General features: G+C 52.8%; 23 protein-coding genes and 1 other annotated feature. All 23 genes read right to left on the minus strand.

Annotated features, from left to right (window positions below; translation table 11 throughout):
* Nucleotides 1-63: 63 nt before the first annotated feature.
* Entirely contained in the window at nt 64-3,684 is a 3,621-nt protein-coding gene (gene rpoC / locus ACP26L_RS33835) for a DNA-directed RNA polymerase subunit beta' (RefSeq protein WP_426449950.1), read from the minus strand.
* A gap of 117 nt (nt 3,685-3,801) precedes the next feature.
* On the minus strand, nt 3,802-7,356 hold the full coding sequence (gene rpoB / locus ACP26L_RS33840; RefSeq protein ID WP_426455202.1) for a DNA-directed RNA polymerase subunit beta: 3,555 nt from the start codon (nt 7,354-7,356) through the stop codon (nt 3,802-3,804).
* 382 nt (nt 7,357-7,738) lie between these two features.
* Nucleotides 7,739-8,335 carry a class I SAM-dependent methyltransferase gene (locus ACP26L_RS33845; RefSeq protein ID WP_426449951.1) on the minus strand — a complete coding sequence of 199 codons (597 nt, stop codon included), beginning with the start codon at nt 8,333-8,335 and terminating at the stop codon, nt 7,739-7,741.
* Nucleotides 8,336-8,428: 93 nt separating this feature from the next.
* Complete coding sequence (rplL, locus tag ACP26L_RS33850) at nt 8,429-8,791, minus strand: 50S ribosomal protein L7/L12 (protein ID WP_013921174.1); 363 nt, start codon at nt 8,789-8,791, stop codon at nt 8,429-8,431.
* A gap of 57 nt (nt 8,792-8,848) precedes the next feature.
* Nucleotides 8,849-9,361: a 50S ribosomal protein L10 gene (gene rplJ, locus ACP26L_RS33855; protein WP_013921175.1), complete on the minus strand. Its 513-nt coding sequence runs from the start codon at nt 9,359-9,361 to the stop codon at nt 8,849-8,851.
* Nucleotides 9,362-9,469: 108 nt separating this feature from the next.
* Nucleotides 9,470-9,628 (minus strand) — a sequence feature (ribosomal protein L10 leader region).
* Between the two features lie 63 nt (nt 9,629-9,691).
* Nucleotides 9,692-10,384 carry a 50S ribosomal protein L1 gene (gene rplA, locus ACP26L_RS33860; protein WP_013921176.1) on the minus strand — a complete coding sequence of 231 codons (693 nt, stop codon included), beginning with the start codon at nt 10,382-10,384 and terminating at the stop codon, nt 9,692-9,694.
* Between the two features lie 102 nt (nt 10,385-10,486).
* Complete coding sequence (gene rplK, locus ACP26L_RS33865) at nt 10,487-10,912, minus strand: 50S ribosomal protein L11 (RefSeq protein WP_013921177.1); 426 nt, start codon at nt 10,910-10,912, stop codon at nt 10,487-10,489.
* A gap of 44 nt (nt 10,913-10,956) precedes the next feature.
* Entirely contained in the window at nt 10,957-11,490 is a 534-nt protein-coding gene (gene nusG / locus ACP26L_RS33870) for a transcription termination/antitermination protein NusG (RefSeq protein WP_014372564.1), read from the minus strand.
* Nucleotides 11,491-11,516: 26 nt separating this feature from the next.
* Nucleotides 11,517-11,729, minus strand: coding sequence for a preprotein translocase subunit SecE (secE, locus tag ACP26L_RS33875; RefSeq protein ID WP_013921179.1), 213 nt, complete (start codon nt 11,727-11,729; stop codon nt 11,517-11,519).
* 18 nt (nt 11,730-11,747) lie between these two features.
* Nucleotides 11,748-11,897: a 50S ribosomal protein L33 gene (gene rpmG / locus ACP26L_RS33880; protein ID WP_014372565.1), complete on the minus strand. Its 150-nt coding sequence runs from the start codon at nt 11,895-11,897 to the stop codon at nt 11,748-11,750.
* A gap of 384 nt (nt 11,898-12,281) precedes the next feature.
* On the minus strand, nt 12,282-12,926 hold the full coding sequence (sigH, locus tag ACP26L_RS33885; RefSeq protein WP_014372566.1) for an RNA polymerase sporulation sigma factor SigH: 645 nt from the start codon (nt 12,924-12,926) through the stop codon (nt 12,282-12,284).
* A gap of 113 nt (nt 12,927-13,039) precedes the next feature.
* Entirely contained in the window at nt 13,040-13,555 is a 516-nt protein-coding gene (locus ACP26L_RS33890) for an NYN domain-containing protein (protein WP_426449954.1), read from the minus strand.
* 14 nt (nt 13,556-13,569) lie between these two features.
* Nucleotides 13,570-14,325, minus strand: a complete 756-nt coding sequence (rlmB, locus tag ACP26L_RS33895) for a 23S rRNA (guanosine(2251)-2'-O)-methyltransferase RlmB (protein WP_426455204.1) — start codon at nt 14,323-14,325, stop codon at nt 13,570-13,572.
* Between the two features lie 22 nt (nt 14,326-14,347).
* Nucleotides 14,348-14,782 (minus strand): Mini-ribonuclease 3, encoded by a 435-nt coding sequence (locus ACP26L_RS33900; protein WP_426449955.1) that lies wholly within the window; start codon nt 14,780-14,782, stop codon nt 14,348-14,350.
* Between the two features lie 11 nt (nt 14,783-14,793).
* The gene (cysS, locus tag ACP26L_RS33905) at nt 14,794-16,191 is read right to left on the minus strand and encodes a cysteine--tRNA ligase (protein ID WP_426449957.1); all 1,398 of its coding nucleotides are present in this window, start codon (nt 16,189-16,191) and stop codon (nt 14,794-14,796) included.
* 2 nt (nt 16,192-16,193) lie between these two features.
* Nucleotides 16,194-16,841 (minus strand): serine O-acetyltransferase, encoded by a 648-nt coding sequence (gene cysE, locus ACP26L_RS33910; protein ID WP_426449959.1) that lies wholly within the window; start codon nt 16,839-16,841, stop codon nt 16,194-16,196.
* 446 nt (nt 16,842-17,287) lie between these two features.
* Nucleotides 17,288-18,739 (minus strand): glutamate--tRNA ligase, encoded by a 1,452-nt coding sequence (gene gltX, locus ACP26L_RS33915; protein ID WP_426449960.1) that lies wholly within the window; start codon nt 18,737-18,739, stop codon nt 17,288-17,290.
* An 82-nt stretch (nt 18,740-18,821) separates the two neighbouring features.
* The gene (ispF, locus tag ACP26L_RS33920; RefSeq protein ID WP_426449961.1) at nt 18,822-19,304 is read right to left on the minus strand and encodes a 2-C-methyl-D-erythritol 2,4-cyclodiphosphate synthase; all 483 of its coding nucleotides are present in this window, start codon (nt 19,302-19,304) and stop codon (nt 18,822-18,824) included.
* Entirely contained in the window at nt 19,301-20,008 is a 708-nt protein-coding gene (gene ispD / locus ACP26L_RS33925; RefSeq protein ID WP_426449962.1) for a 2-C-methyl-D-erythritol 4-phosphate cytidylyltransferase, read from the minus strand. Before ispD ends, ispF begins: the two co-directional genes overlap by 4 nt.
* A gap of 92 nt (nt 20,009-20,100) precedes the next feature.
* Complete coding sequence (locus tag ACP26L_RS33930) at nt 20,101-21,195, minus strand: PIN/TRAM domain-containing protein (protein WP_426449963.1); 1,095 nt, start codon at nt 21,193-21,195, stop codon at nt 20,101-20,103.
* Between the two features lie 148 nt (nt 21,196-21,343).
* Nucleotides 21,344-22,075 carry a CDP-diacylglycerol--serine O-phosphatidyltransferase gene (gene pssA, locus ACP26L_RS33935; RefSeq protein ID WP_426449964.1) on the minus strand — a complete coding sequence of 244 codons (732 nt, stop codon included), beginning with the start codon at nt 22,073-22,075 and terminating at the stop codon, nt 21,344-21,346.
* Between the two features lie 76 nt (nt 22,076-22,151).
* The gene (gene disA / locus ACP26L_RS33940; RefSeq protein ID WP_426449965.1) at nt 22,152-23,234 is read right to left on the minus strand and encodes a DNA integrity scanning diadenylate cyclase DisA; all 1,083 of its coding nucleotides are present in this window, start codon (nt 23,232-23,234) and stop codon (nt 22,152-22,154) included.
* Between the two features lie 11 nt (nt 23,235-23,245).
* Nucleotides 23,246-24,613 carry a DNA repair protein RadA gene (radA, locus tag ACP26L_RS33945; protein ID WP_426449966.1) on the minus strand — a complete coding sequence of 456 codons (1,368 nt, stop codon included), beginning with the start codon at nt 24,611-24,613 and terminating at the stop codon, nt 23,246-23,248.
* Nucleotides 24,614-24,739 lie beyond the last annotated feature (126 nt).

The following is a 24,739-nucleotide window of genomic DNA, read 5'->3' on the forward strand; positions in this document are numbered from 1 at the left end:
GAAAGGATCGCTTGCCTTTTCAAAGATTTTTGAAGACCTTTTCCAAGGCAAGCGGTTGTATCCTTACTCTACCGTTACGGCTTCCGCCTCTGTCACTTCTTCATCGAGAGGATCCGCATTCGGATCGGTGATTCGAATATTACGGTATCTCGACATCCCCGTACCAGCAGGTATGAGTTTCCCGATAATAACGTTCTCTTTCAGACCCAGCAGCTGGTCCACCTTCCCTTTAATGGCGGCATCCGTCAGGACACGTGTCGTCTCTTGGAAGGATGCAGCAGACAGGAAGGAGTCGGTCTCCAGCGATGCTTTGGTGATACCGAGAAGAACCGGCTTCGCAACCGCAGGCTCCTCGCCAGCGATGAGCGCCACCTTGTTGGCCTCCTCATATTCATGCATATCAACAAAGGAGCCTGGAAGGAGCGTTGTATTCCCCGCATCTACGATACGGATTTTACGCAGCATCTGACGGATCATAACTTCCACGTGCTTATCGTTGATTTCTACGCCCTGATTACGGTATACGCGCTGAACTTCCTGCAGAATGTAGTTCTGTACGCCCCTGATGCCTTTGATACGCAGCATTTCTTTCGGGTCGATGGAACCTTCCGTCAGCTCATCCCCTGCTTCCACGTTCTGGCCGAGGGTAACGCGAATACGCGAGCCGTAAGGCACGTTGTATGTCTTGGATTCCGCTTCGCCTTGTACTTCGATTTCTCTGCGGTCTTTGGCTTCGCGGATTTCTTTCACTACGCCGTCGATCTCCGTAATGATCGCTTGACCCTTAGGATTACGGGCCTCGAACAGCTCCTGAATCCGCGGCAAACCTTGCGTGATATCATCCCCTGCTACGCCCCCTGTATGGAACGTACGCATCGTCAGCTGGGTTCCCGGCTCCCCGATGGATTGAGCTGCAATGATCCCTACAGCTTCCCCGATTTCGACGAACTGACCCGTTGCCAGGTTACGGCCGTAGCACTTTTTGCATACGCCGTGCTTGGAGCGGCAGCTGAGTACGGAGCGGATCTGAAGCTTGGTAATGCCTGCCGCAATAATCTGATCAGCTACCGTAGAATCGATCAGTTCGTTGCGGTTCACAATGATATCGCCGGATTCCGGATGACGTACGGTCTCGAAGGAATACCGGCCTTCAATACGGTCGTACAGATCCTCGATAACCTCTTTGCCGTCTTGGATCCGCGATACGAGGAAGCCTTTGTCCGTACCGCAATCTTCATCACGTACGATAACATCCTGCGCCACGTCAACGAGACGGCGGGTCAAATAACCCGAGTCGGCTGTACGAAGTGCCGTATCGGCGAGACCTTTACGGGCACCGTGTGTGGAGATGAAGTACTCGAGTACTGTCAGACCTTCACGGAAGTTCGACTTAATCGGGAGCTCGATGATCTTACCGGACGGGTTCGCCATGAGACCACGCATACCGCCCAGCTGGGTAATTTGCGATTTGTTCCCCCGCGCCTTCGATTCCACCATCATGTTGATGGAATTGTACTTGTCGAGGGATCTCATCAGGATATCCGTCAGCTCATCCTTCGCTTTGCTCCAGATCGCAATAATTCGGTCATAACGCTCATCGTCCGTAATGAGACCACGGCGGTATTGGTTCGTTACCACGCTGACCTTGTCATCGGATTCCTGCATGATCTTTGTCTTTTCTTGCGGTACGACAACGTCCGCAACGGCAATCGTAATCCCCGCACGCGTGGAATACGTAAAGCCCAGCTGTTTGATATCATCCAAGATAATCGAGGTTTGGGTCGTGTGATATTTACGGAAGCACTCCGCAATGATAGTCCCCAGGTAATCCTTACCCACGGCTTTGGTTTCAGGCAGTTCATCCATCGCTTTGCGGATGTCCTGTCCCTTACCGAATACGAAGTACTTATCAGACGCCCCGTTCAGGAGGTTCGCCTTGGTCGCTTCGTTGATGTACGGAAAGTCCTTCGGATAGATCTCGTTGAAGATAATCTTACCGATGGTGGTAACGAGCATAGCTTCCTGCTGCTCAGGCGTAAAGCTCTCTTTGCCAAGCGCTTTGGCCGGAATAGCGACACGCGCATGAAGCGCGGCGTCTCCACGGTGATAGAGAGACACAGCTTCCGCTACGGTACGCAGAATCGTACCCGAACCTTTGGCATTCTTGTTCTCGGTCGTCAGGTAGAACGATCCAAGAACCATATCCTGCGAAGGCGTAACAACAGGCTTGCCGTCCTTCGGGTTCAGGATGTTGCCGGCAGCCAGCATCAGCAGGCGTGCTTCAGCTTGAGCCTCGGCAGACAGCGGCACGTGGACGGCCATCTGGTCACCGTCGAAGTCGGCGTTGTAAGCCGTACATACGAGCGGGTGCAGTTTGATCGCACGGCCTTCGACCAGGATCGGTTCGAATGCCTGGATACCGAGACGGTGAAGCGTAGGGGCACGGTTCAGAAGGACCGGATGCTCCTTAATGACTTCTTCAAGCACATCCCAAACCTCTGGAGAGACTCTCTCTACCTTGCGCTTCGCGCTCTTTATGTTGTGGGCGAGGCCCTTATTGACAAGTTCCTTCATGACGAACGGCTTGAAGAGCTCGAGCGCCATCTCTTTCGGGAGACCGCACTGATACATTCTCAGGCTAGGTCCTACTACGATAACCGAACGGCCCGAGTAGTCTACGCGCTTACCCAGAAGGTTCTGACGGAAACGTCCCTGTTTACCCTTCAGCATGTGGCTGAGGGATTTGAGCGGACGATTGCCCGGTCCGGTAACCGGACGGCCGCGGCGGCCGTTGTCAATCAGAGCATCAACGGCTTCCTGAAGCATACGCTTCTCGTTCTGCACGATAATATCCGGCGCTCCGAGGTCCAGAAGACGTTTCAGACGGTTGTTCCGGTTGATTACGCGGCGGTACAGGTCATTCAGGTCAGACGTCGCAAAACGGCCGCCGTCGAGCTGTACCATCGGACGCAGTTCCGGCGGAATAACCGGGAGGACATCAAGTACCATCCACTCCGGCATGTTCTTGGAGTTACGGAATGCTTCCATAACTTCAAGACGCTTGATCGCACGGTTACGGCGCTGACCCTGAGCCGTCTTCAATTCTTCCTTCAGCATCTCGACTTCCTTCTCGATGTCGATGTCCTGAAGAAGCTTCTTGACCGCCTCAGCTCCCATTCCTGCCTGGAATGCATAGCCGTACTTTTCGCGGTAGCTGCGATACTCCTTCTCGGAGAGCAACTGCTTCTTCTCGAGCGGCGTATCACCAGGGTCAGTAACCACGTAGGATGCAAAGTAAATGATCTCTTCGAGCGAACGCGGGGACATATCCAGAGCCAGACCCATCCGGCTCGGGATGCCCTTGAAGTACCAGATATGGGACACCGGCGCGGCGAGCTCGATGTGGCCCATGCGCTCACGGCGTACCTTCTGGCGGGTAACTTCTACACCGCAGCGGTCGCAAACGACGCCTTTGTAACGGACACGCTTGTATTTACCGCAGTGACATTCCCAGTCCTTCGTAGGCCCGAAGATTTTCTCGCAGAATAGGCCCTCTTTCTCAGGCTTCAGCGTTCTATAGTTAATCGTCTCCGGCTTCTTGACTTCACCTCTGGACCACGAGCGAATCTTATCCGGAGATGCCAAACCGATTTTCATGTACTCAAAATTGTTGACGTCGATCAAGGAGCAACCCTCCTCCAAGTTTTGTGCAACAAAACTACATCGGAAGCATCCGTTGTAACAATGTGCTGTCTATGTGCGGCTTACACCATTGCATTACGTCATTGTGACAGATGGGTGTTATTCCACACCCATCTCGGCGCCTTCCAGATTGAGGTTCAACTTGTCGCTTGTGACCTCATCGTCGTCGTCCATTTCCTTCATTTCGATTTCTTCTTCGTTCTCGGACAAGATCTTAACATCCATACCCAAGCTCTGAAGCTCTTTGATCAATACCTTGAAGGACTCCGGCACGCCCGGTTCCGGTACATTCTCGCCTTTGACGATCGACTCGTACGTTTTGACACGGCCAACCACGTCGTCGGATTTTACCGTCAGGATCTCCTGCAGCGTATAAGCGGCGCCGTAGGCCTCGAGCGCCCATACTTCCATCTCGCCGAAACGCTGGCCGCCGAACTGCGCTTTACCACCCAGCGGCTGCTGAGTAACGAGCGAGTAAGGACCTGTGGAACGGGCATGGATCTTATCGTCGACCATGTGCGCCAGCTTGATCATGTACATGACGCCAACCGTCACTTCACGCTCAAACGGATCACCGGTACGTCCGTCATAAAGCAGGGTCTTACCGTTACGCTGCATGCCTGCTTCTTCCATCGTATCGAATACGTCATATTCACGCGCACCGTCGAATACCGGTGTGGCCGTATGAATCCCCAGATACTTGGCCGCCATCCCCAAGTGAACCTCGAGCACCTGCCCGATGTTCATCCGCGACGGAACGCCGAGCGGGTTCAGTACGACTTGGACCGGCGTACCGTCCGGCAGGAACGGCATGTCCTCTTCAGGAAGAATACGGGCGATAACCCCTTTGTTACCGTGACGACCCGCCATCTTATCGCCTTCGGAGATCTTACGCTTCTGAGCGATGTACACACGCACCAGCTGATTTACACCAGGAGGGAGTTCATCGCCATTTTCGCGGGTAAATACTTTTACGTCCACTACGATCCCGTCAGTACCGTGAGGGACACGGAGGGAAGTATCACGAACCTCACGGGCCTTCTCACCGAAGATCGCGTGAAGCAGCCGTTCTTCCGCCGTCAGCTCCGTTACACCTTTTGGTGTTACTTTGCCGACGAGAATGTCGCCCGCGGCAATCTCGGCACCTACACGAATAATACCGCGCTCATCGAGATTCTTCAGCGCGTCTTCACCAACGTTCGGAATGTCGCGCGTAATCTCTTCCGGTCCTAGCTTCGTATCCCGTGCTTCGGACTCGTATTCCTCGATGTGAATCGAAGTATAAACGTCCTCTTTCACGAGCTTCTCACTCAACAGGATGGCATCCTCGTAGTTGTACCCTTCCCAAGTCATGAAGGCAACGACTACGTTGCGGCCCAGCGCCAGCTCGCCCATCTCGGTGGAAGGACCGTCAGCGAGAATATCGCCTACGCGAACCTGTTCCCCTTTGTGGCAGATCGGACGCTGATTGATGCACGTTCCCTGGTTGGAACGAAGGAACTTGTGAAGCTTATGTTTAACGAGGTCTCCGTTCACCAGCTTACCATCAACCATCTCCTGACGGCGAACCCAGATCTCATTGGCCGATACGCGTTCAACCACACCGTTGACCTTGGATACGATACATACACCGGAATCCTTAGCCGACTTATGCTCCATCCCTGTACCGACAAGCGGGGACTTCGGAATGAGAAGCGGCACGGCCTGACGCTGCATGTTCGATCCCATGAGCGCACGGTTGGAGTCATCGTTCTCGAGGAACGGAATGAGCGCTGTCGCTACGGAGACGACCTGCTTTGGAGATACGTCCATATAGTCGACGCGTTCTTTGGCAAGCATCAAGTTATCGTCTTTGTAACGGACGATAACGACGTCCTCCGCGAATTTGCCCTCTTCGTCCAGCTTGGCATTCGCTTGAGCCACAACGTAGTTATCTTCCTCATCCGCTGTCAGATAAGAAATGTTATCCGTAACCACACCAGTGTGCGGATCAACTCTACGATATGGCGCTTCGATGAAGCCGAACTCGTTCACACGGGCAAAGGTCGACAAGGAGTTGATCAGACCGATGTTCGGTCCCTCAGGAGTCTCGATCGGACACATCCGGCCATAGTGGGAGTGGTGAACGTCGCGGACTTCAAAGCCTGCCCGCTCACGCGTCAGACCGCCCGGTCCGAGTGCCGACAGACGGCGCTTGTGCGTAAGTTCAGCCAGCGGGTTCGTCTGGTCCATAAACTGCGACAACTGGGAGCTGCCGAAGAACTCCTTGATGGACGCAATGACCGGACGAATATTGATGAGCTGCTGTGGCGTAATCGTGTTGACATCCTGTATGGACATCCGCTCACGGACTACACGCTCCATCCGGGAAAGACCGATCCGGAACTGGTTCTGAAGCAGTTCGCCTACGGAACGCAGACGGCGGTTACCCAGGTGGTCGATATCATCCGTGCTGCCGATCCCGTGAAGCAGATCGATGAAGTAGTTGATCGAAGAGATGATATCCGCAGGCGTGATGTTCTTGACCGTCTTGTCGATCTTGCCGTTGGAGATGACCTTAACGACCTTGCCGTCTTCAATCGGGGAGTAGACATGAACGCACTGCATTGGAATTTTATCCATGTCGGCAATACCGTTCGCTACGCTCCACTCTTTGAAGCCCACATTGTCTTCCAGATGAGGCAGAATCGTATCAAGCAGGCGACGGTCGATCAGCTGGCCAGCCTCGGCGATGATCTCGCCTGTCTCCGGATCCGCCAGCGTTTCAGCAAGACGCTGATTGAACAGACGATTCTTTATGTGAAGTTTCTTGTTAATCTTGTACCGGCCGACATTCGCCAGATCATAACGCTTCGGATCAAAGAAGCGAGCTACAAGCAGGCTTCTTGCATTATCCAGTGTCGGAGGCTCGCCCGGACGCAGACGCTCATAAATCTCGATCAGGGCCTTGTCCGTCGAATCGGTATTATCCTTATCAAGCGTATTGCGGATGTACTCATCATCACCTAGCAGGTCAATAATCTCCGCATCCGTACCGAAGCCAAGCGCACGAAGCAGTACCGTAACCGGAATCTTCCGTGTGCGGTCGATCCGGACATAGATGATATCCTTCGCATCCGTCTCAAGCTCCAGCCAGGCACCGCGATTCGGAATGACCGTAGCGGTGTAAGTTTTCTTACCGTTCTTATCTATTTTCGTGCTAAAATAGACGCTAGGGGAACGAACCAGCTGGCTGACGATAACCCGTTCAGCTCCGTTGATAATAAAGGTACCCGTCTCCGTCATCAGCGGGAAATCGCCCATAAAGACTTCCTGCTCTTTTACCTCACCGGTCTCCTTATTGATCAAACGCACTTTCACACGAAGCGGTGCAGCGAAGGTGACGTCGCGTTCCTTGGACTCATCGACAGAGTACTTAGGCTCTCCTAAGCTGTAATCGATAAATTCCAACACCAAATTCCCCGTAAAATCCTGTATCGGGGAAATATCCTGAAACATTTCACGCAATCCCTCATCCAAAAACCACTGGTATGATTTTTGTTGGATTTCAATCAGGTTCGGCACTTCCAGAACCTCATTAATCCGAGCGTACGACCTGCGTTTACGTCGACCTAATTGAATCAGATGACCCGCCAACTTAGATTCACCCCTTATGTCTACTCAATGGAACAAAATAAAAGCCTCTTAGGGAAGCCTTCTCGAGTAAATACTGCGCGAAGAGTCACTTCTTTAGGAAGCTTCTAGTTACGTACATACGATGGGAGACTATCCGTCAATCTTACCATTATTTTCTTCATACCTTTCAGGGTTTACTTAAAATTTAGACATTATACGTCGAAAGCCCAAATTTTATTCACCTCGGCAAGAAAAAAATAAATCTTGACATTTTAGTAAACTAAAGACATATATCCCAATCCTAATGCTGACATTTAACTATGATATCACATTCAAAAAATCAAGTCAACAATATTCCCATAAGATATACATGTTTGCTGGATTGGTAAGGATCGCATCTCCGAAACCCAAGATACCCTGATTATTTGGTTGCTTTTAAAATCCAATACCCTCGGTCCCGTTCCACTTCTTCCACGGATGAAAACAAGGATTCAAGCTTGGTAAGCGCTGATGGAGCTCCCTGTTTCTTCTGAATAACCACCCATAAGGCTCCCCCCACCATCAAGACCGCGTGAGCCTGCTCGAAGATCCGGTGTACCGTTTCTTTCCCTGCTCGAATCGGCGGATTGGTCAATACGATATCAAAAGACTCACCGGCTACCTCGGCCAGCAGATCACTCTGCATGATCCGTACATTCCGTATGCTGTTGCGCTGGGCATTCCGCTTGGCCAGCTCAATCGCTCGTTCATTGATATCGATCATCGTTACTTGGCCTTGGTCGGCTAAGGCAGCCGCAGCCAATCCAATCGGTCCATAACCGCATCCGACATCAAGCACCCTCGCATCGGCCTGAAACTCCATCGTTTCTATCATCAGCTTCGATCCGTAATCCACACCCTTTTTGGAGAAGACTCCAGCATCCGTAGCAAACGTATAGGTGCGGCCGCGGAGCTTTTCTTCCACCTGGCCGAGATCATGACCTGTGGTCGGCTTCTCGGTATAGTAATGTTCTGACACATCGATCCCCCCTTTCTACTTTTATTCCCTATTCATCCAAAACGAAAACCCCTTGAGAGGAAGCCTCATCAAGGGGTCATCGGTAAAACAAAATTACTTCACTTCTACGGATGCGCCAGCTTCTTCAAGCTTCGCTTTTACCGCTTCAGCTTCTTCTTTAGCTACTTTTTCTTTCAGTGGCTTCGGAGCGTTGTCTACCAGGTCTTTTGCTTCTTTCAGACCCAAGCCAGTGATTTCGCGAACAACTTTGATAACGTTGATCTTGGAAGCGCCAGCGCTTGTCAGGATTACGTCGAATTCAGTTTGCTCTGCTACTTCTGCTGCGCCGCCGCCAGCTACCATTGCTACTGGAGCTGCTGCAGTTACGCCGAACTCTTCTTCGATTGCTTTAACCAGATCGTTCAGTTCGAGTACAGTCATGCCTTTGATGGCTTCCAAGATTTGCTCTTTGCTCATGGTTAAACCTCCATTATCATTCATAAAGTATTGGGTAAAACATTCATTTCAAAAGAATTAAGCTTCTTGTGCGCCGCCTTCTTGCTTCTCAGCCACAGCTTTAACCGCAAGGGCGAAGTTGCGCATAGGAGCTTGGAGCACGCTGAGGAGCATGGACAGAAGACCCTCTCTCGATGGGAGTTCAGCCAGCGCTTTGATTTGGTTGAAGTCAACAACCTTGCCTTCAACTACACCCGCTTTTACGCTCAGCTTGTCATTCTTCTTAGCGAAATCCGTAAGGATTTTCGCTGGAGTAATGATATCGTCTTTGCTGAATGCGATCGCTGTCGGACCCGTAAGGAACTCATCCAATTCGGACAGTTCAGCGGATGCCGTAGCGCGGCGTACCAGCGTGTTCTTCAGAACCTGGAACTCAACGCCAGCTTCACGAAGCTGTCTGCGAAGCTCGGTAACTTGAGCAACGTTCAGACCACGATAGTCAGCGACGATGGAGCAGGAGCTCACTTTCAGCTTCTCGGATACTTCCGATACCTGTTGCGATTTCAGCTCGATTACTTTTGCATTTGCCATTTTTGCACCTCCTACAAGTTTTCGTGAGAAAACTGACATCCTTCAAAAACTTACGACGCAAACACATCCCGAGGGCTTACAGCCTTCACCCAGCTTCCGGACATTCTCGCATAAATGCGAAAATGCCTTCGCAGACAAGGCGAAGGCATGATGATTCAAGTATTCTTCAGCTCACGAGCAAAGAATATCCGAACTTATATCATAACACCTCGGCAGGAAATTAAGCCCTGAGGCACCTGCTGTCTACGGTAAGCATATTCGTTTGTTAGTTCTTCTAAGCAACCTAACATAGGTTAGCATGGATGACTATAAAAGTCAACCCTTACTTTCCTATCTCAGAATCGTTGCATTCACACGAGCGCTAGGACCCATGGTCGAGGATACCGCTACGTTCTTCAGGTATACACCTTTAGCTGCAGCAGGCTTCGCTCTGTTCAGTGCATCGATCAGTGCTTTGAAGTTTTCAGCAAGCTTCTCGGCATCGAAAGAAACTTTGCCGATAGGCGCGTGAATTTGACCGGCTTTATCCAGACGGTATTCGATTTTACCTGCCTTGATCTCCTGAACGGCTTTGGTTACGTCGAACGTAACTGTACCCGCTTTAGGGTTAGGCATCAAACCTTTACCACCGAGAATACGGCCGAGCTTACCCACTTCACTCATCATGTCCGGCGTAGCTACGCAGACATCAAAGTCGAACCAGCCCTGCTGAATTTTATTGATCATGTCCTGATCGCCTACGAAATCAGCGCCGGCAGCTTCCGCTTCCTTTGCTTTATCGCCTTTTGCGAATACGAGAACACGCTTTGTTTTACCCGTACCGTGTGGCAGTACTACTACGCCACGAACAGCTTGGTCTTGTTTTCTCGGGTCAACGCCGAGACGTACGGCTACTTCGACAGTTTCGTCGAACTTAGCACGCGCCGTTTGCTTCACGAGCTGGATCGCTTCAAGCGGCTCGTAGAATGCTTCGGCATCGATTTGCTTGGCAACTTCCAAGTATTTCTTACCGTGTTTTGGCACAATCTTATCCTCCTAAGTGGTATTAGCGGAATATCCTCCCACTGAATGGCACACCCGGTTAAGGGAAATGCCTATAGCCTGCACGTTATCATTAGTCGACGATTAGTCTTCGATGATAACGCCCATGCTGCGAGCTGTACCTTCAACCATACGCATTGCAGCTTCAACAGATGCAGCGTTAAGGTCAGGCATTTTTTGCTCGGCGATTTCACGAACTTTCGAACGTTTAACCGTCGCAACTTTCTTCTTGTTTGGCTCACCGGAACCCTTTTCGATTCCAGCAGCAACGCGAAGCAGTACTGCAGCCGGCGGAGTTTTCGTTTCGAACGTGAAGGAACGGTCTTCGAATACCGTAATAACAACCGGAATGATCAGACCTGCTTGGTCAGCTGTACGAGCATTGAACTCTTTGCAGAACGCCATGATGTTCACGCCTGCTTGACCAAGTGCCGGACCGATTGGCGGCGCCGGATTCGCTTTCCCTGCAGGAACCTGCAGCTTCACCATTTTGATAACCTTTTTTGCCATGTGTGACACCCCCTCATCCGTAGTATGGCAGACTTTCCAGTAACCTAGATTTTCTCAACCTGGTTATAGTCAAGCTCCAAAGGAGTCTCTCTGCCGAACATGTTTACATGAACCTTAAGCTTTGCTTTGTCGAGCAGAATTTCTTCCACCGATCCGACAAAGTTGGCAAAAGGCCCGACTTTTACGCGCACGGTTTCTTTGAGCTCGAAATCGATCTTCGGCTTCGGCTCCTCGATCCCCATGTGCTTGAGAATGGAGTCCACTTCCTCAGGAAGCAGCGCCGTAGGCTTCGATCCGGAACCGGTCGAACCTACAAACCCGGTAACGCCAGGCGTATTACGCACAACATACCAGGAATCGTCCGTCTGGATCATCTCCACAAGAACATAACCCGGGTACACTTTGCGCATAACCGTCTTCTTCTTACCGTCTTTGTTCACAAGCTCTTCTTCCATGGGTACGAGAACACGGAAGATCTTGTCCTTCATGTCCATGGATTCAACGCGTTTCTCCAAGTTTGCCTTCACCTTGTTTTCATACCCGGAGTAGGTATGTACGACGTACCATCTTTTTTCCATTTCCATAGCGCCACCTGTAGTCATCATCATTCGAACACGAGGCGAAGCAGCTCAGAAATGCCCAAGTCTAACACGTAGAAGTACACCGTCACGAAGATGACCGTAAATAACACAACTAGCGTATAGGTAGTGAGCTCTTTACGGGTAGGCCACTTCACCTTTTTCAGCTCTGCCCAGGCATCGCCGAAGAAAGAAAATGTGTTGCCGAATCCCTGCTTCATTCTAGCCAAAAAGGACACAACTACACCTCCAAAAAACTAGCGAGTCTCGCGATGAGCCGTTTGTTCATTGCAAAACTTGCAATATTTCTTCAACTCCATGCGGTCGGGATGGTTGCGCTTATTTTTGGAAGACGTATAGTTTCTTTGCTTGCAGTTCGTGCACGCTAGCGTGATGATCACCCGCATGATGTCACCTCCTACGGACCAGCCTCAAAATTTACCTTACGATACTAGAGTAAACGTCTCTTCGCTTCTCTCACTTGCGCAAAAGAGTTGATTTCATAAGATCAGCAGATGCATTTTCTTATCAAACCAGCAAAAAAACGCCTTTCGTCCCTAAGGCTACCTGAATACTTTAGCATACGCCCTATTCCATGTCAAGAAAAAAGCATAAAGTAAGCATCCGTCCCTTGCCTTCATTATTAACGGGGTGAGCTTTTTTTAAACAAAGTTTTCCAAACGGTATATTCCGTTGTTCCACTTGCAAGAAGCGAACAAGCATTCTATAATAAAGATATCCCATAAATTACATAATAAAAAGCACCCTGCAAGGTTTGCAAGGTGCCGGCTCTAGGCGTCGCGCACTTCCAAATATCGTTCCAGCTTCCGTTTGACCCTCTGCAGCGCATTGTCTATCGACTTTACATGCCGGTCAAGATCTACAGCAATCTCTTGATAAGACCTTCCATCCAAATAAAGCATGAGCACCCTGCGCTCCAGGTCGCTTAGGATTTCTCCCATTTTGTCTTCCAATCCGCTAAACTCTTCCTGATTGATAATCAATTCCTCCGGGTCGGAAACACGGGAGCCGCAAATTACATCCAGCAGCGTCCGGTCGGAGTCCTCATCATAAATAGGCTTGTCCAGCGAAACATAGGAATTCAGCGGAATATGCTTCTGTCGGGTAGCTGTCTTAATGGCCGTAATGATCTGGCGGGTGATGCATAGTTCGGCAAACGCCTTGAAGGAAGCGAGCTTATCGCCGCGGAAGTCACGAATGGCCTTATATAAACCGATCATGCCTTCCTGGACAATGTCTTCACGATCCGCACCGATAAGAAAATAAGAACGCGCCTTGGCGCGTACAAAATTCTTATACTTGTTAATCAGGTATTCCAGCGCGTCACTGTCCCCTTCTCGGACCGCTTCGACAATATCTTCGTCTGCCTTGAGGTCGTATTCGGACATTCTCAACTCTTTGAGGTCGACACTCACCACAATCCCCCCGGCCTACGCTTGAAAGATAGGATTAGTATACATTATGTAATCTATCATCGTCAACCGAATCCCCTGCGAAAAACCTTTTTCTGGTATAGGCCGGAATGATCTTACTTCCCCCGCCTCCACTTTTCGAGCTGGTCCCGCGTGTCCTTATCGAGCCTGCTGTCAAACGTATTGGTCCGCCTGTCCGTATCCTGCTCGATCTTCCGCCGGATGTCCTGACGCGCGGCACGAACTTTAATCAAAAGCTCGGAAGCCGGTATCCGGAATGCCCCTTTGCCGAAGATTACATGTTGCTCCGTCATGTCGGAGGTGGCTACATAGACCTGCTTGCGCCGGCCCACATGGGCGGTAACAAGCCGTTCGATCAGCTCGTCCGCGGTTTCCTTCTCCTTCGTATAATACACCGGAAGCCGGCTCTGCAGATACTTGCCGCCAAGCCCCGGTACATAGTATGCGTCAAAAACCAAGATCACTTTCATCCCTGAGAAAGATTGGTATTCCGCCATGATCTCAATGAGCCTATCGCGCGCTTCCTCCAGCCGGATCTCCTTGAGCTGCTGCAGATGCGGCCAGGCTCCTATGATGTTGTAACCGTCCACGATGAGAATTTCTTGAATCATAGCCTGCTCCCGCTTTAGCGGGCCGCCGCCATCCGCTGCCGAACGGTTTCATACATGAATACGCCCGCGGCAACGGAAGCATTAAGCGAATTGATACTGCCCGACATCGGCAGCTTCAAGAGAAAGTCGCATTTCTCCCGGATGAGCCTGCCCATTCCCTTCTGTTCATTACCAATGACAATCGCCAGCGGCAGATTCAGATTCGTCTCGAATACCGGCTGGGTTGCGCCTACATCCGCACCTGCAATCCATACCCCTTCTTCTTTGAGCAGGTCGATGGTTTGGGCCAAGTTCGTAACACGGGCTACAGGCACATATTCCACTGCACCTGCCGAGGTCTTCGATACGGTCGCCGTAAGTCCTACCGACCGGCGCTTGGGAATGATCACCCCATGAACCCCTGTACAGTCCGCTGTCCGAAGAATCGATCCCAAGTTATGCGGGTCCTCAATCTCATCGAGCAGCAGCAGAAACGGTTCTTCCCCCTTCTCCCTGGCGCGAGCAAGCAGATCCTCAACCTCGACGTAAGCATAGGCAGCCACCTGTGCCACGACCCCCTGATGCTGGAGTCCCGGCGCCATGGCATCCAGCTTGCGCTTATCCGCATTCTGGACAATGATGCCTTGGGCCTTAGCCTCCGTTAGGATCGGTGCAACAACCTGCTTCTGCGCTCCCTCGGCGATCCAGATCTTATTGATCGACCGTCCCGACCGCAGGGCCTCCATAACAGAGTGCTTGCCACCGATGATATCTTCCTCTTTTTCTTCCATCATGGTTCCCCCTCTCCTCTCCTTACTGTGGATCCTGCGCCTCCAGCGTAAGCCGGAGCAGTTCCTGCAGTCTCTCCCAGCGCCCCAAGTAATACAAGTAGCCCACAAGGCATTCAAAAGCCGTACTGTGCCGGTATTCCAAGATATCCGCATTCTTCGCGGAGGATCCGGATTTGGCGTTGCGCCCTCGTTTGACAATATCAAGCTCTTCCTCTGTCAGCAGCGGCAGCCACCGCTCGAGCGCCTTCGCTTGGGCTTTCGCCGATACGTACCGGGTAGACAGCTTATGCAGATGGTTTGGCCTATGATTCGTCTGAGAAATGACATACTGCCTGATGTACATTTCATATATGGCATCCCCCACGTAAGCCAATACCAATGGGTTCAGCAGCTTTGGTTCTTTGGCCGGAGGAAAGGCAAAGAGCCCGCCCCCCAGCGTAAGTTCTGATATTTCCACTCGATAGTCCCCTATTTCCGCCGCCAACGAATGCCCTGCGCCGTATCTTCCAGCAGGATACCCCGCGCCGTCAGCAGGTCGCGAATTTCATCAGCCCGCGCCCAATTCTTGGATTTGCGGGCTTCCGTCCGTTCGATGATCAGTTGCTCGATCTCATCGTCAAGCAAACCTTCATCCTCCGGAGTTAGTATGCCCAACACGCCGTCCATCGCTGCAAACTGCTCCAGCAGAAGCTGAAGAGAAGCCGTACTTACACTCTCACGCGCCGCGTACGGGTTGGCGAAATTCACCAACTCGAACATGGCGGTAATGGCATCCGGCGTGTTGAAGTCGTCGTTCATTTTGGCTTCGAACTGTTCCTTCACGGACCGGACAGCCTCGGTGACATCCTCTTCCGCCTCCCCTTCCACCGCGGACTGAAGACGGTGCTTCAGCCCCGCAATACAGTTCTCCAGCCGGGCAAGGCTTCCTTTGGCCTGCTCTACAGCCTCATCGCTGAAATTCAGCGGGTTGCGGTAGTGGCCCGACAGCATGAAGTAGCGGATCACCTGGGATGGGATCGTCTCCAGCAGCCGGTTCACATTGATGCCGTTCCCGAGGGATTTGGACATTTTCTCATTGTTGATGTTCACAAACCCGTTATGCATCCAATAGTTCGCCATCGCATGACCGGTCATTCCCTCGGACTGAGCGATCTCACACTCATGGTGAGGGAACGCCAGGTCCTGTCCGCCGCCGTGAATATCGATGGTGTCCCCCAGGAATTTGCGGACCATGGCCGAGCATTCGATATGCCATCCCGGACGTCCTTCCCCCCAAGGGCTGGACCAGGAAATCTCACCGGGTTTCGCCGCTTTCCAAAGAACGAAATCCTGCGGATTCTCCTTGCGCTCATCTACATCCACACGGATGCCGTATTGAAGCTCTTCGAGGTTCTGATGCGAGAGCTTGCCGTATTCGGGGAAACTCCGCGTGCGGAAGAACACATCTCCTCCCGCTTCGTAAGCCAAACCCTTCTCCTCCAAGCCGGAGATAAACTCAATGATCTCCGTCATGTTCTGCGTGACTCTAGGATGGAGCGTCGCTTCCCGGACGCCCAAACCTTTGGTATCCTCATAGTACTTCTGCACGAAGAGATCGGCAACTTCCGGAACGGTCATGCCCATGTCGGCTGCCTTGCGGATCAGCTTGTCGTCGACGTCGGTGAAATTAACGACATAGTTTACTTCATAGCCGACGGATTCAAGATAGCGGCGCACCACATCAAAGAAAATGACCGGACGGGCATTGCCGATATGAATGTAATCATATACCGTCGGCCCGCAAACATACATTCTCACCTTACCCGGATCCAGCGGCCGGAACTCCTCTTTGGTCCGCGACATCGTATTGTAAATCTTCAGGGTCATTCTTACTTCCCTCCGCTTCTGGCTTTCATGGAATCGAGTTCCAACTTGAGTTCATCGATCTGCTGCTGGGTCTGGCGGAACATATCCACCACGGGATCCGGCAGCTTGTCGTGCTCGAGACGTCCTACCCGGACACCATCCCGCTTGACGATCCTTCCCGGGATGCCTACCACCGTACTGTTCGGCGGCACTTCACTCAGCACAACGGCATTCGTACCGATCCGGGAATTGTCACCTACCGTGAAGGAGCCGGTAACCTTAGCTCCTGCCGAGATGACCACATTGTTGCCGATCGTCGGGTGGCGCTTACCGCGCTCCTTGCCCGTGCCTCCGAGCGTTACCCCATGGTAGAGCAGTACATCGTCGCCAATCTCGCAGGTCTCCCCGATGACCACCCCCATGCCGTGGTCGATGAAGAATCTTCTTCCGATGGTCGCTCCCGGATGAATCTCAATCCCGGTCATAAACCGGCTCATCTGGGAAATCACTCTCGCCAGGGTGAACCAGCGCTTGCGGTAAAACCAATGGGCCACCCGGTGCGCCCACAAGGCATGCAGGCCGGCATAAGTGAATACCACTTCAAACCAGCTTCTGGCTGCTGGGTCGTTCTCGAAGATCGTCTCGATGTCTTCTTTCATTCTTCTAAACATACCAGTATCACCACTTCCCCCGCCCTTATACCCCATCTGAATCACCAGCAGACCGGTTTACCGGAGCTCCGGCGCAAATCAAAAAGCCCCTACAGCCCTTACGGGCTGCAGAGGCGTTCGAAGCGCGGTTCCACTCTGCTTGGTTCGGCATACGTCTTAAGTGTTCTCCCCTTAGACACAGCCTTCCCATCTTCATCGTTCGTAACGTGAACGCTCACGGCACAGACTACCCTGCCGCTGCAGCATGTATGCTCGCAGGCAGATCGGCTGTGCGGCTCCCGGGTGCACTTCCGTCAAGAGAAGGGTTGAACGACTTCCAGCCTGGCCCATCTACGGACCGGTCGTTCTCTCTGATAACCCTGCAGCTGCGTACTTTCCCGTTCGTCGCCATAGAAACTATAGAGTTGCCAAAATGTTATTGTCAGTATATCGGAAAACGCAACCTATTACAATAATTTCTTCAGCCGTGCCGCTACGGTTTCCCGGCCGAGGAGGAACAAGGTCATGTTGAGATCCGGGCCATGCATTTGGCCGGTCAGCGCCACGCGGATCGTCATGAAGAGCTGCTTGCCTTTATAGCCTGTAGCGGTCTGCACGGATTTGATCAGGCCCTTGAGTGCATCCACGCTGAACTCGGCCGCCCCTTCCACCTGCTCCAGGAAGCTGCGCAGCACTACCGGCGCATGTTCTTCTCCGAGCATGGTCTGGGCTTCCTCGTCATAGCTGACATCCTCGCGGAAGAACAGCTCGGAGAGAGGGACAATCTCGGCCGCATAGCGAAGCTGCTCCTGATAAAGCCCGACCAGCGAGCGGACCCACTGCTGCTGCTCGGCCGTAAGCTCTTCCGGCAGGCGTCCGGCCTGCTGCAAGTGCGGCAGAGCCAGGGCCGTGATCCGGTCCGTGTCGGCTTTCTTGATATACTGGTTGTTCATCCAGTTCAGTTTATCCATATCGAATACGGCCGGGCTCTTCGACACGCGGTCAAGGTCGAACTGGGCGATCAGCTCTTCTTTGGTGAAGATCTCCTCTTCCCCTTTGGGCGACCAGCCCAGCAGGGCGATGAAGTTCATGACCGCTTCCGGCAGATAGCCGAGCTCTCTATACTGCTCGATGAATTGAATGATGGATTCATCGCGCTTGCTCATCTTCTTGCGGTCCTGGTTCAGGATCAGCGCGAGGTGGGCAAACTCCGGCACAGGCAGCCCCAATGCTTCGTACATCATGATCTGACGCGGGGTGTTCGTCAGGTGCTCCTCCCCGCGGATGACCAGGCTGATCTTCATCAGGTGATCATCCAGAATAACGGCAAAGTTGTAGGTCGGAATCCCATCCGGACGAACGATGATGAAATCTCCGATGCCATTCGTCTCGAACTCCACCTGCTCGCGGATCCGATCCACGAACGAGATGGTCTGATCCGCCGGCACGCGGAAGCGAATCGACGGCTTGCGGCCTTCCGCCTCGAAGGCGGCGATCTGCTCGGCCGTCAGGTGGCGGCAGCGGCCGGAGTACATCGGCATCTGGCCTGCAGCTTCCTGTGCAGCCCGCTCCTGCTCCAGATCCGCTTCGGTACAGTAACAGCGGTAAGCACTGCCCTCTCTCAGCAGCTGCTCCACAAAAGGCTGATACAGGTCCAGCCGCTCGGTCTGCCGGTAAGGACCATACGGCCCGCCGATATCCACGCTCTCGTCCCAATCCACGCCAAGCCACTTCAGACCGTCCAGCTGGCTGCCGATCCCGGATTCCAGATGCCGTGTCTGATCCGTATCTTCGAAGCGGATAATGAACTCGCCGCCTTCTTTGCGAGCAAGCAAATAATCGAACAGGGCCGTTCTAGCCCCGCCGATATGTAAGTGTCCCGTAGGACTCGGCGCATACCTTACCCGTAACTTTGACATATCCCCGTCTCTCCTCCCAAGCCTTCCCCAGCGTCTCTTGCTGCCTAAGGAAGGTTGTTCCTGACCAAAAGTTTATTTGTTATCATAGCACATCTCGAATTAAGCAAACAACAGCCTGCGCTGCGATTCCCTCTCCCCTGCCGGTGAAGCCGAGCTGCTCGGTCGTCGTTGCTTTCACGTTCACCTGCGAGGCCTCGGCACCGAGTCCGGCCGCGATCCGTTCAACCATCGCCGGGATATATGGGGCCATCTTCGGACGCTGGGCAATGATCGTGCAGTCCGCATTCCCCAGCCGGTAGCCCATCGACTTTGCATGACTCCATACCTGCTCGAGCAGTACATAGCTGTCCGCATCCTTGAAGGCGGCATCGGTGTCCGGAAAATGCTTGCCGATATCCCCAAGCCCCAATGCTCCCAGGATGGCGTCACTCAGCGCATGCAGCAGCACATCCGCATCGGAGTGGCCCAGAAGCCCTTTCTCATAAGGAATCTCTACCCCGCCGATAATGCAGGGGCGCCCCTCCACCAGCTGATGCACATCGAATCCTTGTCCTACACGTATCATTCTGACACCTCTCCTCTGGCATGACGCAGAATCCACTCCGCCCAAGGCAGATCCTCCGGCGTCGTAATTTTGATATTGTAATAATCCGAAGGAACCACATCGACAGGATGACCCAGCCACTCGACCAGCATGGCATCATCCGTTCCCGTGAATCCTTCCTGCCGGGCCTTCTCATGGGCATCCAGCAGCAGGGCAAAACGAAAAGCCTGCGGGGTCTGGATCGCCCACAAGCTGCTTCTGTCGGGGGTAGACTTAATGGTCCCATTCGGGCTGACGACCTTGATCGTGTCCTTGACCGGAACCGCCAGTACGGCGGCGCCCATCTCTTGGACACGCTGAAGGCAGGCAAGAACATGGTCCGGATGAGCAAAGGGTCTTACCCCGTCATGTACCATGACCCATTCCGTGGACCGGTCCAAGGCCAGCAGCCCTTGATATACGGAGTCCTGCCTTTCCTTCCCCCCGGATATAATGTGTTTACATTTGGTCAGTCCGTACTGATTCGCATAATCACGGCAGCGCTGGACATCTTCCCTGCCGGTAACAAGGACGATCTCTTCTACAGCGCTCATCTTCTCGAACCGCTCAAGCGTATGTACGATGATGGGCTTGCCGTCCAGCAGCAGATACTGCTTGCTCTCCTTCGTGCCCATCCGTGATCCGCGGCCTGCGGCCACGATAATGATTCCCAGCTTGTCCGCCATCTTGTCCACCTGCCATTGTTCTAAGCCTCAGGCGTTACGGCCGGCGAGTGCCAAGCGCAGCGTCCTAAGCGCATCCCTTCTATCATACCGGATCAGAGCGCTTTTTCCAATAGCTTCGGCTTGGCGAAGATCATGCGTCCCGCGGAGGTCTGCAGGACACTGGTCACCAGCACATCGAGCGTCGTACCGATGAAATCCCGGCCGCCTTCTACAACAATCATCGTACCGTCATCCAGGTAAGCTACCCCCTGCCCGTGCTCCTTGCCGTCTTTAATGACCTGCACGAGAATCTCCTCACCCGGCAGCACCACCGGCTTAACCGCATTCGCCAAGTCGTTGATGTTCAGCACCGATACCCCTTGAAGCTCACATACTTTGTTTAGGTTAAAATCATTGGTGATGACCTTGCCCTGCAGCACCTTCGCCAGACGGACCAGCTTGCTGTCCACCTCGGAGATCTCATCGAAGTCTCCCTCGTAGATCAAAACCTTCACATCAAGCTCCTTCTGAATCTTGTTCAGAATATCGAGTCCCCGCCGTCCCCGGTTGCGCTTCAGCAGGTCCGAGGAATCGGCAATGTGCTGCAGCTCCTCCAAGACGAATTCGGGAATCACCAGCGTCCCTTCGATAAATCCCGTTTTGCAAATATCTGCAATCCGGCCGTCAATAATTACACTGGTATCCAGGATCTTGTGCTCCTCGAATCCTTTGGCCTCTCCCTGACTGCCTCTGCTCCGGTCCCTGCGCTTATTCTCCAGGAAGGCGAGAAGCTCTTCTTTCTTCACACGGCCGAGGCGAAAACCGGCAAAAGTCAGGGCAGCAACGCAGAGCATCAGGAGCAGCGGATTCAGCGCCCCCGTCCTCTCCAATGGATAGAGCAGTACGGAAGAAACGACGAGTCCGATAACCATGCCTGCCGAACCGGCCACAAGATCGATAACCGGAACATTTGTGATACGTTCTTCACTCTGCTGCAGGGCTTGAAGCAGACCGCGGTAGAGCGATCCGCTGACCGACCAGAATAGAATCGCTCCGATCAGGAACATCCACCCTTTTTCCCCGCTAATCTCCAAACCCGTTACGGATGCTATGACGTCAAAAAGCGGCCTCCCGATCATATCACTGCATTGAACACCCAGCGCACCGCCGATAACTGCAAACAGAAGTTGGAACCCTTTTTTCATCATAGACTTCACCTCCATCAATTCCATGTTCTTTTTTTTGCTTTCATTACAATTATGAACCAAAACCTTCCTGCTTAATCCTAACCGCCTCGCTGAAAAATAAAAAAAACGCCATTTCCTCTCATAGGAAATGACGCTTCAACTGGCAGTATTATACGGTTGTGGTTTTCGACTCCGCTTCTTCTGTCTTTCTTTTCCGGCGGCCTATGAAGAAGAGTCGATCAACGTTTTTTTTTAGGCCGTACAGTGCGTAGAGGAGCAGCGGTACAAAGATCATCTTGGACAGCGTCCCCGGGAACATGACTGCCAGCACAACGGCAATGATGACCACGATCGGCGTAATCCAGATCGCCGCTTTCGGAATCCCGACTTTCTTGAAGTTCGGGTATTTCACCGTGCTCACCATCAGGTAGGAAAGCAGCAGGGTCGAAAGCACAAGCACGATCGTATTCAGTTCTTTATGGAACAAGGCCAGCGTACAGAGCACACCGCCTGCTGCCGGAATCGGCAGTCCGATAAAATAGCCCGGCGTACCGGCAACCACGTTAAACCGAGCAAGACGGAGGGCGCCGCAAATCGGGAAGATTGCGGTCACGATCCAGGCTGCTGCAGCATTCATTTCGGTAAAAGCGACGACGTACATGATAAAAGCGGGAGCTACACCAAACGAGATGACGTCGGAGAGGGAATCGAGTTCTTTGCCGAATTCGCTCTGCGCGTTGAGAGCACGGGCTACTCGTCCGTCCAAACCGTCCAGAAGCATGGCTACGATGACCATGATGGCCGCCAGCTCCGGTTTATTATTAAACACCATAATAATTGCGATAATTCCTAAGAACAGATTCCCAACGGTAAATACGTTCGGCAGGGATTTTGTTATCATTAGTTGGCTCCACCTCTGGTTATACTGTACCCTAATACTCAGCATTATATTAGGCTACCCTCTGATTGTATGCACTTTAGATATGTCTGTCAATGAGCACCTGATCTTGAATTCGCTTGAGACCTTCTTTGATTGCTCTCGCGCGAACCTCACCTATACCGTCGACTTCATCCAGTTCTTCAATAGTGGCCATCATGAGATGTGGGAGCGTTTTGAATCGTTCAATCAAATTGTGAATAATGACTGCCGGCAGCCGCGGAATCTTGTTCAGCACCCGGTATCCTCTTGGAGACACGCTCTCCTCAGCGCTGCTTGAAGCATTCGGGTAACCCAGTGCCTTCGCGATGTGGGAGTGATCCAGCATTTCTTCGGAAGCCAGCCGCTTCAACACAGTGAGCACTTCACGGATCTTCTCTTCACTTGGATCCTTTATATAATCTTTTACGAGCAAATACGCTTCAAGTTCCGTATTTCCCACTAATTCTTCCAGCTGCATGGAGATGAGGCGGCCTTCATTCCCAAGCTCATTAATATACCTTTTGATCTCAGCCTTAATACGCAGTACCATCTCCACCCGCTGGATCACCCCGGTTACATCGTGCAGAGTAACCAGCTCTTCAAACTCCGAGGCAGCCAAGTTGGTCATCCCCTGATCCTGTACTGACTTGTATTTCTCGAGCGTTTGGATGGCCTGATTCGCCTTCGTCAGGATGACGCCGATATCCTTCAAGGCATACCTCAGGGTCCCTTGGTACAGGGTAATCACATTGCGCCTCTGGGAAATGGACACAACCAGCTTCTGCGTCTGCCTCGCCACCCGCTCCGCGGTTCTGTGGCGGATGCCCGTCTCGATGGAGGGAATGGAGGAGTCCGGGATGAGCTGCGTATTGGCAAAAAGAATCCGCTTCAGATCCTCACTGAGTATGATCGCCCCATCCATCTTCGCCAATTCATACAAGTAGTTTGGAGAAAACTCGCAGTTGATGGAAAAGCCGCCGTCGACTATCTCCATGACTTCAGGGCCGCAGCCCACGACAATAAGCCCCCCCGTCTTCGCCCGCAGTACGTTCTCCAGTCCGTCTCGGAAAGGGGTTCCCGGCGCAACAAGCTGCAGGAGCTGGCTCATTACGTCCCGTTTGGCTTCTTCCTTGTTGCTCAAGGGTGTCCCTCCTATACTAAAGCGACCGAAAGCGCTTCGGCCACGGTGTTCACGCCAATAATCTCGATCCCCGCGGGGGGTGTCCATCCCTTGAGGCTTTTCTGCGGGAGGATCATCCGCTTGAATCCGAGCTTCTGGGCCTCACGCACCCGCTGGTCCACTCGGGAGACGCCGCGGACTTCACCCGTCAGCCCGATCTCGCCGATGATCACATCAAACGGCTGGGTCGGCTGGTCACGGAAGCTGGAAGCGATGCTCACCGCTACCGCGAGATCAACGGCAGGCTCATCCAGCTTTACCCCGCCGGCGATATTCAAGTAGGCATCCTGATTCTGCAGGAACATGCCCATTCGCTTCTCCAGCACAGCAATGATTAAAGCAAGCCGGTTATGATCGTAGCCTGTAGCCATCCGCCGCGGGGAGGGGAAATTGGTCTGAGAGACCAGTGCCTGCAGCTCCACAAGGACGGGCCTCGTGCCTTCCATGGAGGCAACGACCGTCGAACCCGATACGCCGAGCGGACGCTCCGATAAGAAGAGCTCGGAAGGGTTGCTGACTTCCACAAGACCGGTCTCCTGCATCTCGAAGATGCCGATCTCATTGGTCGAACCGAAGCGGTTCTTCACTGCGCGAAGCAGACGGTACGAATGATGACGCTCTCCCTCAAAGTACAGAACACAATCCACCATATGCTCGAGCATCCGCGGACCTGCAATCGCCCCTTCTTTGGTAACATGGCCAACGAGTACCGTAGCTATACCTTTACCCTTGGCGATCCGCATAAAGTGTCCCGTACATTCCCGCACCTGAGACACGCTTCCCGGTGCCGACTCCACGGCAGGATGATATACCGTTTGAATGGAGTCGATGACGACGAAGTCCGGACGGATCTCAACGATCGCCGCCTCGATAAACTGGGCGTTGGTCTCCGAGAGAACAAACAGCAGCGGGGAAATCGCCTGCAGCCGGTCGGCCCGCAGCTTGGTCTGGCGCACCGATTCCTCGCCGGAAATGTAGAGCACCTTGCACTCCTGCTTGGTCAGCTCGTAAGAAGTCTGAAGCAGAAGGGTGGATTTGCCGATACCCGGGTCGCCCCCGACGAGGATCAGGGAACCCGGAACGATACCGCCTCCGAGCACACGGTTAAGCTCCCGGTTCTCGGTAATGATCCGGGCTTCTTCGCTGCTTTCTATGTTTATGATCGATACGGCTTTTTCTTTCTTCTCCGAAGCTCCCCCATGGAAGCCACGGCTCTTCGATACCGTCTCGATTTCTTCCACAAACGAATTCCATGCCTGGCAGCCGGGACATTTGCCCAGCCACTTGGGCGATTCATATCCGCACTCCGAACAGAAAAACTTGGTTTTGGTCTTAGCCATGCTGTTATCACTGCCTTTCAGTTCCATTACAAAGTTTACCATGGTTTCCCTTGCCTTGAAAACCCTTCCCGGGCCCGTACGCAAAAAAAGAAGCCCTGCAGCCGCAAACCGGTCTGCAGAAGCTTC

Source organism: Paenibacillus sp. S-38 (assembly GCF_049942825.1).
Taxonomy (GTDB): Bacteria; Bacillota; Bacilli; order Paenibacillales; family NBRC-103111; genus Paenibacillus_G.

Excerpts from the sequence above, each read along its gene's own strand:
- rplJ (WP_013921175.1), bottom strand. The coding sequence starts at position 9,361 with ATGGCAAATGCAAAAGTAATCGAGCTGAAATCGCAACAGGTATCGGAA.
- cysS (WP_426449957.1), bottom strand. The coding sequence starts at position 16,191 with ATGACCCTGAAGATTTACAATACGATGTCGCGGACCAAAGAGGAGTTC.
- rpmG (WP_014372565.1), bottom strand. The coding sequence starts at position 11,897 with ATGCGGGTGATCATCACGCTAGCGTGCACGAACTGCAAGCAAAGAAAC.
- rplK (WP_013921177.1), bottom strand. The coding sequence starts at position 10,912 with ATGGCAAAAAAGGTTATCAAAATGGTGAAGCTGCAGGTTCCTGCAGGG.
- rlmB (WP_426455204.1), bottom strand. The coding sequence starts at position 14,325 with ATGGAAGAAAAAGAGGAAGATATCATCGGTGGCAAGCACTCTGTTATG.
- ACP26L_RS33930 (WP_426449963.1), bottom strand. The coding sequence starts at position 21,195 with ATGATGAAAAAAGGGTTCCAACTTCTGTTTGCAGTTATCGGCGGTGCG.
- gltX (WP_426449960.1), bottom strand. The coding sequence starts at position 18,739 with ATGTCAAAGTTACGGGTAAGGTATGCGCCGAGTCCTACGGGACACTTA.
- ispD (WP_426449962.1), bottom strand. The coding sequence starts at position 20,008 with ATGGCGGACAAGCTGGGAATCATTATCGTGGCCGCAGGCCGCGGATCA.
- rplL (WP_013921174.1), bottom strand. The coding sequence starts at position 8,791 with ATGAGCAAAGAGCAAATCTTGGAAGCCATCAAAGGCATGACTGTACTC.
- ACP26L_RS33890 (WP_426449954.1), bottom strand. The coding sequence starts at position 13,555 with ATGATTCAAGAAATTCTCATCGTGGACGGTTACAACATCATAGGAGCC.
- radA (WP_426449966.1), bottom strand. The coding sequence starts at position 24,613 with ATGGCTAAGACCAAAACCAAGTTTTTCTGTTCGGAGTGCGGATATGAA.
- pssA (WP_426449964.1), bottom strand. The coding sequence starts at position 22,075 with ATGATAACAAAATCCCTGCCGAACGTATTTACCGTTGGGAATCTGTTC.
- ispF (WP_426449961.1), bottom strand. The coding sequence starts at position 19,304 with ATGATACGTGTAGGACAAGGATTCGATGTGCATCAGCTGGTGGAGGGG.
- cysE (WP_426449959.1), bottom strand. The coding sequence starts at position 16,841 with ATGTTTAGAAGAATGAAAGAAGACATCGAGACGATCTTCGAGAACGAC.
- nusG (WP_014372564.1), bottom strand. The coding sequence starts at position 11,490 with ATGGAAAAAAGATGGTACGTCGTACATACCTACTCCGGGTATGAAAAC.